Source organism: Actinoplanes sp. NPDC000266, assembly GCF_042899005.1.
Lineage (GTDB): Bacteria > Actinomycetota > Actinomycetes > Mycobacteriales > Micromonosporaceae > Actinoplanes.
In genome coordinates, this window is the sequence record NZ_JBIAZI010000003.1 from 872,957 (window position 1) to 891,116 (window position 18,160).

General features: G+C 70.9%; 17 protein-coding genes. 13 read left to right on the forward strand and 4 right to left on the reverse strand.

Annotated elements, in window-relative coordinates; translation table 11 throughout:
- Window positions 1-53 precede the first annotated feature (53 nt).
- Window positions 54-2,786 (forward strand): FAD-binding and (Fe-S)-binding domain-containing protein, encoded by a 2,733-nt coding sequence (locus ACFY36_RS15495; protein ID WP_499746613.1) that lies wholly within the window; start codon window positions 54-56, stop codon window positions 2,784-2,786.
- Between the two features lie 155 nt (window positions 2,787-2,941).
- Window positions 2,942-5,197, forward strand: a complete 2,256-nt coding sequence (locus tag ACFY36_RS15500; protein WP_499746614.1) for a molybdopterin oxidoreductase family protein — start codon at window positions 2,942-2,944, stop codon at window positions 5,195-5,197.
- A gap of 260 nt (window positions 5,198-5,457) precedes the next feature.
- Here ACFY36_RS15500 and ACFY36_RS15505 read toward each other — a convergent pair whose 3' ends face one another.
- The gene (locus tag ACFY36_RS15505) at window positions 5,458-6,273 is read right to left on the reverse strand and encodes a DedA family protein (RefSeq protein WP_499746615.1); all 816 of its coding nucleotides are present in this window, start codon (window positions 6,271-6,273) and stop codon (window positions 5,458-5,460) included.
- Between the two features lie 120 nt (window positions 6,274-6,393).
- Here ACFY36_RS15505 and ACFY36_RS15510 point away from each other — a divergent pair, with 120 nt between their 5' ends.
- Complete coding sequence (locus tag ACFY36_RS15510; RefSeq protein WP_499746616.1) at window positions 6,394-7,515, forward strand: winged helix DNA-binding domain-containing protein; 1,122 nt, start codon at window positions 6,394-6,396, stop codon at window positions 7,513-7,515.
- On the opposite strand, the gene ACFY36_RS15515 is transcribed toward ACFY36_RS15510, so the two are convergent.
- The gene (locus ACFY36_RS15515; RefSeq protein ID WP_499746617.1) at window positions 7,493-8,002 is read right to left on the reverse strand and encodes a MarR family winged helix-turn-helix transcriptional regulator; all 510 of its coding nucleotides are present in this window, start codon (window positions 8,000-8,002) and stop codon (window positions 7,493-7,495) included. The two genes, ACFY36_RS15510 and ACFY36_RS15515, sit on opposite strands and share 23 nt — an antisense overlap.
- 85 nt (window positions 8,003-8,087) lie before the next feature.
- Between ACFY36_RS15515 and ACFY36_RS15520 the strand changes: the two genes are divergently transcribed.
- The 8 genes from ACFY36_RS15520 to ACFY36_RS15555 all read left to right on the forward strand — a co-directional run bounded on the left by ACFY36_RS15520 (window position 8,088) and on the right by ACFY36_RS15555 (window position 15,235).
- The gene (locus ACFY36_RS15520) at window positions 8,088-8,447 is read left to right on the forward strand and encodes a DoxX family protein (RefSeq protein ID WP_499746618.1); all 360 of its coding nucleotides are present in this window, start codon (window positions 8,088-8,090) and stop codon (window positions 8,445-8,447) included.
- Between the two features lie 143 nt (window positions 8,448-8,590).
- Entirely contained in the window at window positions 8,591-9,613 is a 1,023-nt protein-coding gene (locus tag ACFY36_RS15525) for an ABC transporter substrate-binding protein (RefSeq protein ID WP_499746619.1), read from the forward strand.
- Window positions 9,610-10,362 (forward strand): ABC transporter permease, encoded by a 753-nt coding sequence (locus ACFY36_RS15530; protein WP_499746620.1) that lies wholly within the window; start codon window positions 9,610-9,612, stop codon window positions 10,360-10,362. Before ACFY36_RS15525 ends, ACFY36_RS15530 begins: the two co-directional genes overlap by 4 nt.
- Window positions 10,349-11,098 (forward strand): ABC transporter ATP-binding protein, encoded by a 750-nt coding sequence (locus ACFY36_RS15535; RefSeq protein WP_499746621.1) that lies wholly within the window; start codon window positions 10,349-10,351, stop codon window positions 11,096-11,098. Before ACFY36_RS15530 ends, ACFY36_RS15535 begins: the two co-directional genes overlap by 14 nt.
- Window positions 11,095-12,006 (forward strand): ABC transporter substrate-binding protein, encoded by a 912-nt coding sequence (locus ACFY36_RS15540; RefSeq protein ID WP_499746622.1) that lies wholly within the window; start codon window positions 11,095-11,097, stop codon window positions 12,004-12,006. Before ACFY36_RS15535 ends, ACFY36_RS15540 begins: the two co-directional genes overlap by 4 nt.
- Window positions 12,003-13,316 carry a TIGR03618 family F420-dependent PPOX class oxidoreductase gene (locus tag ACFY36_RS15545; protein ID WP_499746623.1) on the forward strand — a complete coding sequence of 438 codons (1,314 nt, stop codon included), beginning with the start codon at window positions 12,003-12,005 and terminating at the stop codon, window positions 13,314-13,316. Before ACFY36_RS15540 ends, ACFY36_RS15545 begins: the two co-directional genes overlap by 4 nt.
- Window positions 13,313-13,864 (forward strand): nucleoside/nucleotide kinase family protein, encoded by a 552-nt coding sequence (locus ACFY36_RS15550; RefSeq protein ID WP_499746624.1) that lies wholly within the window; start codon window positions 13,313-13,315, stop codon window positions 13,862-13,864. Before ACFY36_RS15545 ends, ACFY36_RS15550 begins: the two co-directional genes overlap by 4 nt.
- Window positions 13,865-15,235: an LLM class flavin-dependent oxidoreductase gene (locus ACFY36_RS15555; protein WP_499746625.1), complete on the forward strand. Its 1,371-nt coding sequence runs from the start codon at window positions 13,865-13,867 to the stop codon at window positions 15,233-15,235.
- A gap of 67 nt (window positions 15,236-15,302) precedes the next feature.
- Here ACFY36_RS15555 and ACFY36_RS15560 read toward each other — a convergent pair whose 3' ends face one another.
- Window positions 15,303-16,280 (reverse strand): EamA family transporter, encoded by a 978-nt coding sequence (locus ACFY36_RS15560; protein WP_499746626.1) that lies wholly within the window; start codon window positions 16,278-16,280, stop codon window positions 15,303-15,305.
- Window positions 16,281-16,369: 89 nt separating this feature from the next.
- On the opposite strand from ACFY36_RS15560, the gene ACFY36_RS15565 reads away from it, so the two are divergent.
- Window positions 16,370-16,927 (forward strand): CGNR zinc finger domain-containing protein, encoded by a 558-nt coding sequence (locus ACFY36_RS15565; protein WP_499746627.1) that lies wholly within the window; start codon window positions 16,370-16,372, stop codon window positions 16,925-16,927.
- On the opposite strand, the gene ACFY36_RS15570 is transcribed toward ACFY36_RS15565, so the two are convergent.
- Window positions 16,924-17,100 carry a hypothetical protein gene (locus tag ACFY36_RS15570; protein ID WP_499746628.1) on the reverse strand — a complete coding sequence of 59 codons (177 nt, stop codon included), beginning with the start codon at window positions 17,098-17,100 and terminating at the stop codon, window positions 16,924-16,926. The two genes, ACFY36_RS15565 and ACFY36_RS15570, sit on opposite strands and share 4 nt — an antisense overlap.
- Before the next feature lie 72 nt (window positions 17,101-17,172).
- Here ACFY36_RS15570 and ACFY36_RS15575 point away from each other — a divergent pair, with 72 nt between their 5' ends.
- Entirely contained in the window at window positions 17,173-18,159 is a 987-nt protein-coding gene (locus tag ACFY36_RS15575) for an AraC family transcriptional regulator (RefSeq protein WP_499746629.1), read from the forward strand.
- The last annotated feature ends 1 nt before the right edge of the window (window position 18,160 follow it).

An 18,160-nucleotide genomic window follows, 5' to 3' on the forward strand; every position in this document is an offset into this window, starting at 1 on the left:
GGCCGACACTAGCAACTTTCCTCCTGCCGGAACAGCGGTCTACTATCCGGAATATGACGTCGCCGCTGGCCGCACTCGAGAAAGCCGTGCCGGGAGCCGTCCGCGCCCGCGTCACCGACCGGCTCGGCATGGCCCACGACGCCTCCCACTACCTGCTCACCCCGCAGGCGGTCCTCGTTCCCCGCGACGCCGATCAGGTCGCCACGCTCGTCCGCGCGGCCGCCGGCCTCGGTCTGGGCGTGACGTTCCGCTCCGGCGGGACCAGCCTCAGCGGTCAGGCCGGCACGGATCAACTGCTGGCCGACGTACGCCGTCACTTCCGCGCCATCGAGGTCCTCGACAACGGCGAGCGCGTGCGGGTCCAGCCCGGCGCGGTGCTGCGGCAGGTCAACGCGCGCCTCGCCCCGTACGGCCGCAAGCTCGGCCCCGACCCGGCCAGCGAGTCGGCGTGCACGATCGGCGGGATCATCGCCAACAACTCCAGCGGCATGACCTGCGGCACCCACGCCAACACCTATCGCACCCTGGAGTCGATGACCGTCGTGCTGCCCAGCGGCACGATTGTCGACACCGCCGCGCCCGACGCCGGCGAACGCCTGCGTGCCCTCGAACCGCACCTCGCCGAGGGCCTGCCGCGGCTGCGCGACCGGGTGCGGGCCAACGCCGATTCCGTACGCCGGATCGGCGAGCAGTACGCCATGAAGAACACCATGGGGTACGGCCTCAACAGCTTCCTCGACCACGACCGCCCGGCCGAGCTGCTGGCCCATCTGATCATCGGCAGCGAGGGAACCCTCGGTTTCGTCGCCGAGGCCGTCTTCCGCACCGTGCCCGTGCATCCGGCCGCCACCACCGGGCTGGTCCTGTTCCCCAGCCTGCACGAGGCCATGGACGCCGTGCCCGGCCTGGTCGCCGCCGCCCCGGCCGCCGTCGAGCTGCTCGACGCGGAATCGCTGCGCGTCGCCCAGCTGGACCCCGGCGCCGACGAGGCGCTGCGCCACCTCACCGTCGAACGCCAGGCCGCCCTGCTGGTGGAATGGCAGGAGCCGGACCCGGCCGCCCTCGACGAGCGCGAGCACCAGGCCCGCCGGCTCTTCCCCGGCGCCCGGCTCAGCCGCGATCCGTCCGGCCGGGCCGCTCTCTGGCACATCCGCAAGGGTCTGTACGCCACGGTCGCCGGCAACCGGCCCAGCGGCAGCGTCGCCCTGCTCGAAGACGTCGCCGTTCCCGTGCCCGCCCTGGCCGGCCTCTGCGACGACCTCGACGTCCTGTTCACCCGGCACGCCTACGAGCGCAGCGTCATCTTCGGCCACGCCAAGGACGGCAACCTGCACTTCATGCTCAACGAACGGTTCGGCGCCGGCGACCAGGTCCAGCGCTACGCCGACTTCACCGAGGAGATGGTCGAGGCCGTCCTGGCCCGCGGCGGCACCCTCAAAGCCGAGCACGGCACCGGCCGGGTCATGGCGCCGTTCGTGCGGCGCCAGTTCGGCGACGAACTGTACGAAGTGATGCGCGAGGTCAAACGGCTCTGCGACCCGGCCGGCACCCTCAACCCCGGCGTGCTGCTCACCGACGACCCCGAGGCCCACCTGCGCCACCTCAAACCGGTCGTCACCGTCGAACCGGAGGTGGACCGCTGCGTCGAGTGCGGCTACTGCGAGCCGGTCTGCCCCAGCCGCGACCTGACCACCACACCCCGCCAGCGCATCGTCCTGCGCCGCGAGATCGCCGCCGCCCACGCCGACGGCCGCACCGCCCTCGCCCGCCAACTCGAGGCCGAGTACCGCTACGACGCCGTCGACACCTGCGCCGTCGACGGCATGTGCGCCACCGCCTGCCCAGTCCTGATCAACACCGGCGACCTCACCAAACGCCTCCGAGCCCAGAGCAACGGCCCCACGACCCAGAAGGCCTGGAGCACCGCCGCCCGCCACTGGGACGCCACAACCCGGGCCATGAACCTCGCGCTCGACACCGCCGCCGCCCTCCCGGCCGTCCTACCGGAAAAGGCCACCCGCGCCGTCGCAAGCATCCCCACGTGGAGCCGCGACCTGCCCCGCGGAGGCGCCCGCCGAAGGGCGAAACCCACCGCCGGCGCCGACGCCGTCTACCTGCCGTCCTGCCTGAACACCATGTTCGCGCCGGCCCCGGGCGGCCCCGGCGTCGTGGCCGCCGTGACCGCGCTGGCCGAGCGGGCCGGCGCCCGCCTGCACATCCCCGAGGGCATCGGCAACCTCTGCTGCGGCACACCGTGGTCCTCCAAGGGCCTGACCGACGGCTACGAGCTGATGCGCGACCGCGTCCGGGCGGCCCTCGATGGCACGAAGATCCCGATCGTCGTGGACGCGGCCTCCTGCACCGAGGGCCTGCACCGCCTCCTCGGCGAGGCACCGGTCATCGACGCGGTCGCCTTCGTCGCCGACAAGATCCTGCCACGGCTGACCATCGTGCGGACGCTGCCGTCGCTCGCCCTGCATCCGACCTGCTCATCCGTTCGGCTGGGCCTGGACGGCCCCATCACCCGGATCGCCACGGCCATCGCCGACCGCGTCGACGTGCCCGACGGCTGGCAGTGCTGCGCTTTCGCCGGCGACCGGGGGATGCTGCACCCGGAGCTGACCGCCTCCGCCACCGAGGCCGAGGCGAGGGCGGTGACGGCCGGCGACCATGCCGCACACGCGTCGGTCAACCGCACATGCGAGATCGGCCTCACCCGGGCCACCGGCCACCCGTACCGCCACTTGCTGGAGCTGCTGGACGCCGCCTCCACCCCGGCGACGTAGACCGGCCCCTCTCGCACGATGGGCCGCCCGGGACGATCGAAGGCGGCCGCCCACATCTTGTCGCACTGCCAGGCCATGTCGTAGCCGGTGAGGGCTCAGCCGGTCATTACGGAAGGTTACGACTAAGGCGGACGGGCAGGGGTATCCGGCGGGTCATGGATGATCGGATCTCGGATCCATGGGGTGTGCGGACGCCCTACGGGCGGGGGCACGCGTGGCCCGTTCGGATCGATGAGCACGTCACCGAGGGTGGTGTGGAGCGGTGGGTGCCGTCGGCCTCGATTCTGCACTCGAACGGGGATGCGATGGACATCGCGGTCGCCGGTGGGCGGATCGTGGGGGTTCGGGGGCGGGCCGGGGACCGGGTCAACCGGGGGCGGCTCGACCCGAAGGACCTGTACGGGTGGCAGGCCAACAACAGCGCCGACCGGCTCACCCGGCCTCTCGTGCGGGATGGGGGCCGGCTTGTCGAGACCGACTGGGAGACCGCCATGGGGCGGATCGTCGCCCGGTCGCGGGAGCTGGCCCGTGGGCCGGGCGGGTGGGGGAAGTTCGGGTTCTACACGAGCGGGCAGCTGTTTCTCGAGGAGTACTACGCGCTCGCGGTCATCGGCAAGGCCGGTCTGGGCACGCCCCACATGGATGGCAATACCCGGCTGTGCACGGCCACCGCGGCCGCCGCGCTCAAGGCCAGCTTCGGCACGGACGGGCAGCCGGGCTCCTACGGCGATGTGGACCACTGCGACGCCATCGCCCTGTGGGGGCACAACGTGGCCGAGACGCAGACCGTGTTGTGGATGCGGATGCTCGACCGGCGGCGCGGGCCGAATCCGCCGCGGATGCTGGCCGTCGACCCTCGCCGGACCCCGGTCGCCCAAGAGGCCGACATTCATCTGGCGGTGCGGCCCGGCACCAATGTCGCCCTGGTCAACGGGTTGATTCGGCACATCATTCACCAAGGGTGGTACGACACCACGTACACCCGGGATCGCACGATCGGTTTCGAGGAGCTTGCGAAGACCGTCGAGGCCTACACGCTGAGTCGCGTGTCCGAGATATCCGGCGTAACCACAAGAGATGTGGAAGCCGCAGCCGAACTGCTGGGCACCTCGGAAAGGCTGCTTTCCACGGTGTTGCAAGGCTTCTACCAGTCGAACCAGGCCACCGCGGCCGCCTGCGGGGTCAACAACCTGCACCTGATCCGGGGGATGATCGGGAAGCCGGGCGGCGGGGTGCTGCAGATGAACGGGCAGCCGACGGCCGAGAACACCCGCGAGGCCGGCGGCGACGGCGACCTGCCGGGCTTTCGCAACTGGGACAACCCGGCGCACATCCGCGAGCTGGCCGAGCTGTGGAACGTCGACGAGATGACCATTCCGCACTGGTCGCCGCCGACGCACGCCATGCAGATCTGGCGGTACGCCGAGCAGGGGTCGATCGAGCTGCTCTGGATCAGCGCCACCAACCCGGCCGTCTCGCTGCCCGATCTCGCGCGCGTCCGGCGCATCTTGTCGAAGCCGGAGCTGTTCGTCGTCGTACAGGACCTGTTCCTGACCGAGACGGCCGAGCTGGCCGATGTCGTCCTGCCCGCCGCGACGTGGGGTGAGAAGCTCGGCGTCTTCACCAACGCCGACCGGACCGTGCACCTGTCGGAGAAGGCCGTCGACCCGCCCGGCGAGGCCCGTTCCGACCTCGACATCTTTCTCGACTACGCCCGCCGCATGGACTTCCGCGACCGCGACGGCCGCCCGCTTGTCCCCTGGACGTCGCCGGAGGAGGTCTTCGAGGCGTGGAAGAAGTGCTCGGCGGGGCGGCCGTGCGACTACACCGGCATCACCTACGAGGCGTTGCGGGCGGGCGGCATCCAGTGGCCGGTGGGCACGGAACGGCTCTACACCGACGGTGTCTTCAACACTGATCCGGACTACTGCGAGACGTACGGCCATGACCTGAACACGGGGGCCGAGTTCACCGCCGGCGACTACAAGGCCAAGCAGCCCGGAAACCGGGCCTTCCTGCACGCCGTGGACCATCAGCCCTCCCCCGAGACGCCCGGCGACGACTATCCGCTGGCCCTGACTACCGGGCGGACCGTCTACCACTTCCACACGCGGACCAAGACCGCCCGCGCCCCCGAGCTCAACGCGGCCGCCCCCGACCCGTGGGTCGGGCTGCATCCCGACGACGCCGCGCGGCTGGGCGTGGCCGAGGGCGACCAGGTCGCCGTCACGTCACCCCGTGGTGCGATCGTGGTGCCGGTGCGGCTCACAGGCGTACGGCCGGGAACGGTCTTCGTTCCTTTCCACTACGGTCCCCAGGCGGCCAACGAGCTCACGATGACCGCGTGGGATCCCGTCTCCAAACAGCCGCTGTTCAAGATGGCGGCCGTCCGCGTCGAGCCGAGGGGCTGACCGCCATGCATCTCGCGCACTATCTGGGGCTGCTGCACCGCTCGCAGGTCAACCTGGCGAGCGCCTTCCGGGAGGTCGCCGCCGCGCACCGCGACGAGCCGGACATCGAGCACCTGTGCGCCCGGCAGGCCACGATCTGCGAGACCCAGGCGGACCGGTTGCGGCCATTTGCCGAGAGGTACGCCGAGGAGGCGCCCCGAGAGCCGGACCGCCTGCACTCGACGCTGTTCACCGGCACCCGCGAGGGCGGCATCGGGCTCCTACGCGACCTGCAGGACCTCTATCTGATGGCGTCCGAGTGCGACATCTGCTGGACGGTGATCGGCCAGGCCGCGTACGGGGCCCGGGACCGGGAACTGCTCGGCGTCGTGAGCGACAGCGAGGGTGAGACGGCGGTCCAGCTGGCCTGGCTGCGGACCCGCATGAAGCAGGCCGCCCCGCAGGCGCTGGTAGTAGCCGGCTGAGACGCGGCGCACCAGCCGCCCGGCGAACGGGACCACGCCGAGGCAGGTCGCGCCGACCGCGGTCAGCACCAGGCCCAGCCCGCCGGTCGCGTCGGCGCCGGCGGTGAGCGCGCCCACCCCCGCGAACGCGCCCACCCACATCGTGGTCCCGATGGCCGACCAGAGCAGGAAGCGCCGGAACGGCATGCCCACGACCCCGGCCACGATCGGCACGACGGCGTGGATGACGGCCACGAACCGCACCGCCACCAGTGCCGGGGCGCCCTTGTCGCGCAGGTAGGCCTCGGCCCGGTCGAACCGCTCGGCGCCGATCCGCCGCCCGAGGCGGGTGGCCCGCAGCCGTGGACCGAAGACGCGGCCCACCGCGTACCCCAGGGACTGCCCGGCCAGAGCACCGAGCGTGCCCACGACGAGCACGGCGGCGAAGCCGGCGGGCCCCTGCGGAAGCGAACCGGCCAGCATGACCACCGACTCGCCCGGCACGAGCAGCCCGGCCAGGAACGTCATCTCGACACCGGAGGACAGGAACGTGAAGAGCAGAACCGTCCACTGGTCGAGTGTGGACAGCCAGTCGACGAAGGCGGTGGCGGCGTTCGCGAGATCGGTGAGCACGAATTCAGCCTGCCGTCCGGGGCGTCCCGGAGCCTCCGGGCGTTACCCCGAGATAACCCTGAGGTCCTCAGGTTGCTCTCAGGTCAGGATCCGGCCGCAATCGGCCCTACCGTCGAGGGCATGGACGCCATCATCGCGCGCCGGCTTCGGCGGCATCATCTGATCGGACCGGCCTCGTCGCCCGCGGAGGCGGTCGCCGGCATGTGCGGCGCCCACTGTCAGATCCAGAGCGCGGCCGAGGTGTCGGTGGCCATGCGGGTCGAAGGCGGGACCCAGGAAGGCGTGCGGCGGTCCCTGGCCGAGGAGAAGAGCTTGGTCAAGACGTTCGGGCCACGCGGAACTGTCCACCTGCTGCCCTCGGCCGACCTGGCGATGTGGGTGGGCGCGCGGTCGGCGCTGCCCCCGGAACGGAGCCCGTTCACCGCGGAGGTCCGCATGTCCGCCGCGCAGACCGATCAGGTCGTCGAGGCCGTCGATGACGCGCTGCGCTCCGCTCCCGACGGCCTGACCGTGGAGGAGCTCACCGCCGAGATCGTCACGCGGACCGGACCATGGGCCGGTGACCTGGTCATGCCGGCATTCCAGACATTCTGGGCCAGGTGGCGTCAGGCCGTCGCTACCGCCGCGGACCGCGGTGTGTTGTGCTTCGGCTCGCCCCGGGGCCGCCATGTCACGTACACAAGCCCCTCGCTGTGGGTTCCCGGCTTCCGGCCCCGGCCGCCCGCCGAAGCCGTCCACGAGCTGGTGCGCCACTATCTGAGGTCGTACGGACCGGCTACGCCGGCTCATATGGCCCGCTGGCTGGGCGCTCCGGCGGGCTGGATGGCTGCCCGCTTCGCCGACACGACCGGCCTGGTGGAGCTGCCCGAGGGCTTCGTCGTCACGGGCGACGAGTCCTTCGGCCGGGAACACGACAGGACCCTGCACCTGCTGCCCTACTTCGACGCGTACGGGGTGGGCTCGCACCCGCGGGACCGCGTCTTCCCCGGGCGCGCCGCCACCCGGGCCCTCAACCGGGGCCAGGCCGGCAACTATCCGATCCTGCTGATCGACGGCATCGCCGCCGGCGTCTGGCACTCCCGCCGCAGCGGCCGCCGCCTGGCCGTCACCGTCGAGCCCCTCAATCCCCTGAGCCGCGCCCGCACGGCCGACCTGGACGACCAGGTGGCCCGGCTCGGTCACATCCTCGACGCCAAGGCGACCCTGACCGTTGGCGAGGTCACCGCGGGTCCGCACGCCTGAGGACCTGTGACGGGCACGGGCCGTCGGGGTCGACCGCGTGCGAGATGCGGTCGCTGACGGCGCGCAGGTGGCGCTGCTGGGCCTTGGTCAAGGGGTCGAAGACCAGCCGGCGGACCTCCTCGACGTGGCCGGGGGCGGTGGCCACCACCTTGTCCCAGCCGTCGCCGGTGAGGGTGGCGAGGGTGTAGCGGCCGTCGGCCGGGTCGGGGTGGCGGCGGATCCATCCTCGTTTCTCGAGGCGGCTCACGACCTGGGAGAGGCGGGGCAGGGAGCCCTCGGCGAACTCGGCCAGCACGCTCATGCGCAGGGTGCGCCCTTCGGACATGGAGAGGCCGGCCAGCACCTGATATTCGAAGTGGTTGAGGCCGGCGTCACGCTGCAACTGCGCGTCGAGGGCGGCGGGCAGCCGGGTCAGCAGGGTGCCGATCGCGAACCACGTGCGGCTCTCCTCGTCATCGAGCCAGCGCGGCTCCGGCGAATCTTCCATGACCGCCAGCATAGCCGCCGGATCACTTGCATGTTGAAGTCATGAGGCCTACGGTTCGGTTCACGCTTTAACTGAAAGGGATCTCGTGAACGTCTTCTTGTGGATCGTCGCGGCCGTGCTCGCGGTCGCGTTTCTGGGCGCCGGAGTGATGAAGCTGCTCCAGCCGAAGGAGAAGCTGGTCGCCTCGGGCATGGGCTGGGCGAGCGACTGGCCGGCCGGCTCGATCAAGCTGATCGGCGCCGTCGAGGTGCTGGCCGCGATCGGGCTGATCCTGCCCCGCGCCCTCGATATCGCGCCGGTCCTGACACCGCTGGCCGCCGTCGGCCTGGCCGTCGTCATGGCCGGCGCGATCGTGGTGCACCTGCGCCGCAAGGAGCCGCAGATGGCCGCGGCCAACGCGGTGCTGCTGATCCTGGCCGTCATTGTGGCCGCCGGAAGATTCTAATTCCTACTTCACAGGTCTAGCATGTGGGAAACAGGTGTAATGCGGGTCACGTAGATCTTCTGCCGGATGATCAACCGGCGTAGGTTTCCGGCGTCTGATCTGCATACGCCTGTATACCGACACCCGGTGGAGACCTGATAGCCATGCACAGCCCGATCACCCGCCGACGCGCCCTGTCCTTGTTCGGTGCCGCCTCCGTGGCGCTCGCCGCGGCCGCCTGCGGAGCGAAGGACGACGAGCCGGCCGCGTCGGCGAGCGGCACGTCGCTGCAGAAGGTCAAGGTCTCCCTCGACTGGACGCCCAACACCAACCACACCGGGCTCTACGTGGCCCAGTCCAAGGGCTACTTCGCCGCCAACGGCCTGGACGTCGAGATCGTGCAGCCCGGCGACACCGACCCGTCGGCGCTGGTCGCCGCGGGCAAGCTCGAGTTCGCGATCAGCGCCCAGGAGGCGCTGACCCAGGCCCGGGCCGAGGACGCCCCGATCGTCTCGATCGCCGCGATCATCCAGCACAACACCTCCGGCTTCGGCTCGCCGAAGGACCGCAACCTCACCCGCCCGTCGCAGTACGCCGGCAAGACGTACGGCGGATACGGCGGCCCGGTCGAGGAGCCGCTGCTCAAGACGATCGTCAAGGCCGACGGCGGTGACCCGTCCAAGGTCAAGGTCGTCAACGTGGGCGAGGCCGACTTCTTCGCCGCCACCAAGAAGGGGATCGACCTCGAGTGGATCTTCTACGGCTGGACGGGCATCGAGGCCGAGCTGCGCAACGAGCCGGTCAACATCCAGTACGTCAAGGATTACTCCCCCGTCCTCGACTTCTACACCCCGATCCTGATCACCAGCGAGAAGCAGATCTCCTCGAACCCGGACGTGGTGAAGTCGTTCCTGGCCGCCACCTCCCAGGGCTACGGCTACGCCGCCGACAACCCGGCCGACGCCGCCGCGATCCTGCTCAAGGCCGCCCCCGACCTCGACAAGGACCTGGTGACCAAGAGCCAGGAGTGGCTCAGCCCCAAGTACAAGGACGACGCCGCCCGCTGGGGTGAGCAGAAGCCGGCCGTCTGGACCGATTTCGCCCAGTGGCTGTACGACCAGAAGGTCCTCACCAAGCAGGTGGACGCGACCAAGGCCTTCACGAACGACTTCCTTCCCTCCGCATGAGGCGCTGGCTCCCTCCGGCGCTCACCGTCGTCGGGATCATCGTTGTCTGGCAGGTCTACACGACGGTCTCGGGCATCGAGTCCTGGCTGCTGCCGAGCCCGAAGGACATCTGGGACGCCTTCGTCGACCAGCGCGACGTCCTGGCCACCCACACGCTCGCCACGACGGAGCTCACCCTGCTGGGCTTCGCCGCCGGTGTGGCCACCGGCTTGCTCGTCGCGGTCCTGCTTCATCTGATTCCGGGTGTACGGGCGGCGGTGTACCCGCTTCTGGTGATCAGCCAGAACGTGCCGACCATCGCGATCGCCCCGCTGCTGGTGGTCTGGCTCGGCTTCGGCATCGCCCCCAAGCTCGTGGTGATCGTGCTCGTCTGCTTCTTCCCGGTCGCGGTGGCCACGCTCGACGGGCTCGGCCGCAGCGACGCCGCCATCAACGACTACATGCTGATGAGCGGGGCCAACCGCCGGCAGCTGTTCACCAAGCTCCAGTGGCCGGCCGCGCTGCCGGCCATGTTCTCCGGCCTGAAGATCGCCGCCACCTACAGCGTGCTCGGCGCGATCATCGCCGAGTGGCTGGGCAGCGAGGAGGGCATCGGCCGCTACATGATCGCCCAGAAGTCGGCGTTCCGGGCCGACCGGCTCTTCGTGGCCATCGCCATCATCGTGGTGCTCGCCCTGGCCATCTTCGGCCTGGTCCGCCTGGCCGAGAAGCTCACGATCAGGGGAGGGAGGGCCAGTGGCCGCTCTTGAGGTTTCCGACCTGTCGCACAGCTTCGGCGCCTTGTCCGTTTTATCGGATATTTCATTGAAGGTCGAGCAAGGAGAGTTCGTCTCGATCGTCGGCCCTTCCGGCAGCGGCAAGAGCACGCTCTTCCACCTGGTCGGCGGGCTCCTGACCCCCACCGCCGGGAAGATCACCATCGGCGGGGCGGACGCGGCCGGACGCCGCGGCCTGATCGGATATATGCCGCAGGCCCCGGCGCTCATGCCTTGGCGCACGATCGAGGACAACGTCATCCTCGCTCGCGAGCTTGGCGGCGTACGAAAGAAAGAAGCTCGTGGCCTTGCCCGGGAATGGCTGGGCAAGGTCGGCCTGGACGGCTTCGCCAAGTCCTACCCCCACCAGTTGTCGGGTGGCATGCAGCAGCGCGTCGCGTTCCTCCGCGCGTTGCTGGCCGACCGCGAGCTGATCTGCCTGGACGAGCCGTTCAGCGCTCTGGACGCCATGCTGCGGGCCGAGATGCACCGCTGGCTGCTCGACATCTGGGAGCAGAACCGGCGCTCGATCCTGTTCGTGACGCACAGCATCGAGGAGGCTTTGTTGCTCTCCGACAGTGTGTACGTCTTCACCCGCCGCCCGGCGACCGTCCTGGAACGTGTCGAGGTGCCCTTCGACCGCCCGCGTCGCGACGAGGTCGTCGACGACCCCACCTTCATCCGCCTGCGCCGCCGGCTGACCGACCTGTTGACTGCGAGTCCCCGATGACCCACCTGCGCGTGATGCTCGAGTACTTCCACCCCTGGACGAACGCCGCCGGCTTCTACGTGGCGAGCCGCGAGGGCTGGTACGCCGACGCCGGCCTGGACGTCGAGCTGACCGTCTTCGACGCCCTGCGCGGCGACACCCTGGAGCACCTGGCAAGAGGCGAGGTCCACTTCGGCGTCTTCCCCACGAACAGGCTTCTCGTACGCCGGGCGGCCGGCCAGCCGCTGCGCGGGGTGGCGTCGATCAACCACCGGGCCATGGAGACCATCCAGACGGTGAAGGGCCGGGGCATCACCCGCCCCCGCGACCTGGAGGGCAAGCGCCTGGCCCTGAACCCGACCCCACGAGGCGTGGCAATGGTGAACCACTTGGTGGCGGCCGACGGCGGCAACCCGGAACTGGTCCACCTGGTCGACAGCGGCCACCGGGAACTGAGCGTCGACGACATAGCGGCCGGCGAGGTCGACGCCACCTTCGGCGGCTACTGGGCATGGGACGCGCTGATGGCGAACCTGCCCGAGGACCAGCGCATCGTCTGGCCGGTGGACGAGATCGGCGCTCCCCCGTACCACAGCTACCTGCTGGGAACCGGCCCCGCGCTGGACGGCCGGGAGGACCTGGTGGCGACGTTCCTGGAGGTCACGGAGCGCGGTTACCGGGCCGCCACGGACAATCCGGCGGAGACGTTGCGCATCCTCGACCACGTCATCCCGTACTTCCCCCGGGCGTTGCTGGCCCGCTCCCTGGAGCTGATCGCCCCGACGTGGTGGCACGAGGGCCAATGGGGTGAGATCCGCCCCGAGCTCATGGACCCGTACACCGACTGGCTGGCCGCCGCGGGCATCCTCCCGCCCACGTTCGACTGGCACTCGGCGATCACGGAGATCCCGAGGGTGGTGCCGCGGTGACGGGCCCACTGACAACAGCCGAGGCGCTGGCCGCACGAGACGACACCCCGCTCATCCTCGACGCGACGGTAGACCTCCCCTCAGCCGAATTCGACGGCGACCACAGGGCCGGATCGGGCTTTCCCGGCTGGCAGGCGGCCCACATCCCCGGTTCCCGCCACGCCGACCTGCTGACCACGTTCAGCGACCCCGAGGCCCCGTACCACTTCGCCCGTCCCACCCCCGAAGCATTGGCCAAGGCCCTGTCCCACTTGGGCTTGACCGACGACACCCCCGTGGTCGTCTACGACCGCTCGGGCGGCATATGGGCCGCCCGCCTCTGGTACCTCCTCGACTGGATAGGCATCCCCACCCAGGTCCTGGACGGCGGCCTGCCCGCGTGGCAGGCCGCCGGCTTTCCCCTCACCTCAGCCCTCCCCCAGCCCAACGCCGGCACCGCGCAGCCAGCCCCGATTGCCGCCACCCCGGCGCGGCCGGGCGGGCTGACTCCGCGGCCGAAGGACGGGCGCTGGGTCACGCGCGCCGATCTGGAGGCCTGGCTCGCCGGCGACACCGAGGCGTCCGTGCAGTGCGCGCTCAACCCGGAGGCCTTCCAGGGCGACGTCCCCACCCGCTACTCCCGGCGTGGCCACCTGCCCGGCAGCGGCAACCTCCCGGCCCGCCTGCTGAACGCCCCCGACGGCCGCCTGCTCCCACCCGCTCAGCTTCACCCCGTGCTGAGCGAACTCCTGAACGACCCCCGCCCGCTCTGGCTGTACTGCGGCGGCGGCATCTCAGCCGCCGGCCTGGCCCTGGCCCTCGCCGTGGCCGGCCGCGACGACGTAGCCCTGTACGACGGCTCGCTGGAGGAGTGGTCCGCCGACCCCTCCCTCCCCCTGACCGTCGGCCCCGAGCCCACCCCACAGCCGAACGACACCGCGCGGTTGAGCGAAGCGGTTCGGGAGCTGGTTGACCGGCCCGAGTTTGCGGTGCTGGCCACGGCCGAGCCGGACGGGTCGTCGCAGCTCAGCGTCATGTGGGTCGGGCTCGACGGGGACAATCTGGTCATGGCTACCAAGGACGGCCGGCGCAAGGTTCGCAACATCCGGCGGGACTCGCGGGTCACCGTGCTGGTCTACGACCGGCTGCGCCCCACCCGCTACGTCGAGATCCGCGGGCGGGCCGCTGTCCTCGGCGAAGGCGGCGCGGCGCTGGTGAACGAGCTCGCTCACCGCTACACCGGCAAGGATCACGTCATAGGCGACCCCGCCGAGGAAGCGGACCGCGTCGTCCTACGGATCGTGCCCGAGCGCGTCGTCGAGCGGCTGTGACGGGCGCGGCCGCGGTGGTGGCGTGGGCACGAGGGCTGCCCGCGAGGGCGGGCGGCACCCGCGTCGTGGCGGTCGAGGGGCGGTCCGGCGCGGGCAAGACCGAGCTGGCGCGCGAGCTGGCGGCGGCGCTGGACGCGCCGCTGATCCGGATGGACGACATCTATCCGGGGTGGGACGGGCTGCTCGGTGGCGTCACGGCGCTGCACGACTGGGTGCTCGGACCGCTCGCCGGCGGGCGGCCGGCGCGGTGGCGGAGCTGGGACTGGGCCGCCGAGCGGTACGACGGCCCGTGGCATGAGGTGCCGCGCACGGACAGCCTCGTGGTGGAGGGCGTCGGCTGCGGCGCGCGCGTGCTCAGCCCGTACATCAGCGGTCTGGTCTGGATCGAGGTTCCGGACGCGCTGCGCCGGGAGCGGGCCCTGGCTCGCGACGGCGCCACCTACGAGCCGCACTGGGAGCGCTGGGCGCGCCAGGAGGACGACTTCTACGGCACCGACGACGTGCGCGGGCGGGCCGATCTGATCATCGATGGCACCGGAGGACAGTAGATGAGCGAGCAACGGATCCGGCTCAACGGGCTGCGGCAGTCGACGGTCGGGCACACCGCGATCGGGCTGTGGCGCCACCCGGACAGCCAGGCGCACCGATATCGGGACCTGTCCTACTGGGTCGACACCGCGCGGATCCTCGAGCGGGGCCGTTTCGACGCGCTCTTCATCGCCGACGCGCTCGGCCCGCTCGACGTCTATCAGGGCAGTGTCGACGCCGCCCTGCGCGACGGCATCCAGACCCCGACCGACGATCCGCTGCTGGCGATCAGCGCGATGGCCGCCGCCACCGAACGGCTCGGGTTCGCGGTCACGGTGTCGTCGACCTACGAGCAGCCGTACGCCTTCGCCCGCAAGATGACCACCCTGGACCACCTGACCAACGGCCGGATCGGCTGGAACATCGTCACCTCGGCCCTGGACAGCGCCGCCCGCAACCTCGGCCTGGACAAGCAGCTCCCGCACGACCAGCGCTACGCGGTGGCCGAGGAGTTCATGGACGTCGTCTACAAGCTGTGGGAGTCGAGCTGGGCCGACGACGCCGTCGTGCAGGACGTGGAGGCCGGCGTCTTCGTGGACCCGTCGCGGGTGTGGCCCGTGGCGCACGAGGGCGAGTATTACCGCGTGCCCGGCATCGCCCTGTCGGAGCCGAGCGTGCAGCGCACTCCCGTCCTCTATCAGGCGGGCACGTCGACGGTGGGCCGCGCGTTCGCCGCCCGGCACGCCGAGGGCGTCTTCCTCTCCACCTATCTGCCCTCGATGGCCCGCGGCCTGGTCGACGACGTGCGGCGGCGCGCCGCCGGGAACGGCCGTGACCCGCGCTCGGTCAAGTTCTTCGCGATCGTCACCGTGATCGTCGCCGAGACCGACGAGGCGGCCGCGGCGAAGCTGGCCGACTATCAGCGGTACGCCAGCGTCGAGGGCGCCCTGGCCCGCTGGAGCGCGCTGATGCACATCGACCTGTCGGCCCTCGACCTCGACAAACCGCTGGAGTACGTCGACACGGACGGCATCCGCGGCATGGTCGAGCTTTTCACCACTCTCGACCCGTCGCGCACCTGGACCCCGCGCGCGATCGCCGAGTTCGTCGGCGTGGGCGGCGGCGGCCCCGTCATCGTCGGCAGCCCGACCACTGTCGCCGACGAACTGGAACGCTGGATCGACGAGTCGGGCGTCGACGGTTTCAACATCGCCGACCCGGTGCCGCCGGTGACCTTCCGCGATTTCGTCGATCTGGTCGTCCCCGAGCTCCAGCGCCGCGGCCGCGTGTGGCGCGACTACGAGGGCGGCACCTTGCGCGAGCACTTCCACGGCCCGGGCGTGACCCGCGCGCAGGCGGACCACCCAGCGGCGCAATATCGCCGTCACTGACATCATGGCTATCGACCCCCTCACTTAAGAGGACGCCGCGAGGCCCCGGATCCGCTTACAAGCGGGTTCAGTCCGCCGCGGCGACCGGGGTCCGCGGAACAGCCGTGCCGGCCGGGGCGGGCGGCGCGTCGGGGGCGGCGGCCGGCTGCTCGGACGGGATCGAGGCGATGCCGGCCAGGATGAGGACTCCGCCCAGCAGCTGGAGCGGGCTCAGCGACTCGCCCAGGACCAGCCAGGCGAACACCGAGGCGAAGACCACCTCGAGCAGGCCCACGAACGAGGCCAGACGGGAGCCCAGCCGGGCCGATCCGGCGATTCCCGTGGCGTACGCGATCGCCGTCCCCACGATCGCCACCACCAGCAGCGGCAGCCACCACGGCGCGGTCGAGTTCACCACCGTGACGTCCGTCGTCACCGTCACGAACGGCACCAGGCCCACCGCCGAGGCCACGGCCAGGGTGAGGCTGCCCAGGATCAGGCCCGACGAGGCCAGCGCCACCGGCGGCAGCCCGTCGTTGGGCCGGGCCGCCACCACGAAGTACACCGCGCAGCCGATCGCCGCCGCGAAGGCCAGGGCCAGCCCCCACACGTCCACCGCCTGCAGCGCGCCCGGCCCGATCACCAGCACCAGGCCGCCGATCGCCAGGACCGACCCGAGCAACACCATCGGGCGGGGTGTACGCCGGGTGGTGGCCCACGTGAACAGCACCAGCAGCAGGGGCGCCAGATATTCGATCAGCAGCGCCGTCGAGACCGGGATCCGTGAGATCGCCGCGAAGTACGCGAGCTGGGTGAACGCCACCGCGATCACGCCCATACCGAGCACCCGCCACCGGCCCCGCCACAGCGCCGACCAGCGGCCGCGCAAGGAGATCAGCAGCAGCGGGAGCAGCACCACACCCCCGGTCAGGGCCCGGACCGTCACCGCCGCCGCCGGTGACCAGCCCGCCTCGAGCAGCGGTTTGATGAACGCGCCGGACGTTCCGAACGAGACCGCTGAGGTCACGGCGATGACCAGACCCACGGACTTGGCCGAGAACTTCATGGCACCCTCACTTCGATCGCTGCCAAGAGCTGTCATGAGCTAAATTGCTTATGCCCATGACGCTATGCCCGCACCAGTGAGGAGTCAAATTGCTTTTTGCCCCTGACACAGAGGAGGCCCTGGAGTTCATCGTCGACCTCACCGACACCGACCCGGGCGCCACCCGCTCCGGTGTGGACGAGCTGGCCACGATGGATCAGCTCGGCGCGCTGCTGGCCCGCTGGCACTACTCGGGGCGCGTCGACCACGACGAGACCGAGCTGCGTGAGGTTCGCGCGGTCCGCGACGAGCTGCGCCGGGTCTGGTTCCTCGACCGCGACGACATGGTCCCCGCCGTGAACGAGATGCTGCGTACGGCGAAGGCTCTGCCCTATCTGACCCGGCACGACGACTCGGACTGGCACATGCACGCCACCGCGCCCGACGCGCCGCTCGCCGAGCGCATGCGCGTCGAGGCCGCCCTCGCCCTCATCGACGTGATCCGGATGAACGAGGTCGGCCGCCTGCGGTTGTGCGGCGCCGACGACTGCACCGGCCTGCTGCTCGACCTCTCCCGCAACGGTTCCAAGCGTTTCTGCAGCGTGCGCTGCGGCAACCGGATGAACATGGCCGCGTTCCGCGAGCGGAAGTCGGCCGAGCCGAGCTAGCGGAAGATCTCGCGCCGGAGCTCGTTGACCCAGGCTGCGGCCTCGGCCGCCCACATGTGAGAACTCTTGGCCATGTTGTGGTGGGCCGCGGCGAACCTGGCGCGGCGCGCAGCACTCTCGCGCGCGTTGTGCGCGTGCTCGGCGTACGTCCTGACACGCTCTGCGGGTGACATAGCTTCCATCCGACACCTGTCCGCGGGAGAATCAAGCCGCCCAGCGCGCAGCGTACGTTTCGCGAACAGGTCGTGCGTCCAGTGGACGGGTCGAGCACCGTGATGCCGGTCGAACGGAGCGATCTCCGTACGGCCGATATCGCCCATGCCCACGATCGGCTCAGCCGCGCCTATGTCGACCACCGGCTCCGGATGGCGCGGCCCGGTCCCGGTTTCGTCTTCCATTCCCGGACGGCCACCGTCGGCCAGCTCGGCCTGGACCGGCTCACCTATCGGGGCGCCGTGGAGTCCACCGCCGACCCGTTCGACTCCGTCACCACGGTCGTGGTCCTCGACGGCTGGTACAGCGTCGACGACGGGCGCCGGCACTATTGTTTCACCGCCGGCGACGCCTATCTCGTGCCGCTCGGCGCGCCGCTGACCGTCTGCTGGAACGGGATCGACCTGCAGAACCTGCGGCTCCCGCTGGCGCTGATCCGGCGCGCCGCCGCGCGGCTGGGCCTGGCCGCGGCCGACTTCCGGTTCGAGTCGCCGGCGCCGGTCTCCCCCGCGATGCGGCGCCACTGGATCGCGACGGCCGGCCATCTGGTCCGGTCCTTCGCCGGGCCGCTCCCCGCCGTCGCCCATCCGCTGATCTACGCGGGCGCGATGAACATGCTGGCCGCCACGGCCCTGGCCGTCTTCCCCAACACCACCATGACCGTCGACTACGTTCCCGGCCCGGGGCGGGTGGCGCCGGCCACGGTCCGCCGGGCCAAGGCGTTCATCGACGCGCACGCGGCCGAGCCGCTCACGCTCGAGGACGTGGCGCGGGCGGCCGGGATCAGCGTGCGGGGCCTTCAGGCCACCTTCACCCGGCATGGTGATCTGACGCCGATGGGCTACCTTCGCCGCGTACGTCTGGAGAACGCGCACCGCGACCTGGAGGCCGGCGACCGCGCGCGCGGTGACACGGTGGCCGCCATCGCCCGGCGCTGGGGGTTCGCCTCCCCCAGCCGCTTCGCCGTGGACTACCGCAAGGTGTACGGGCGCTCGCCCCGCCGCACCCTCGACGTCTGAC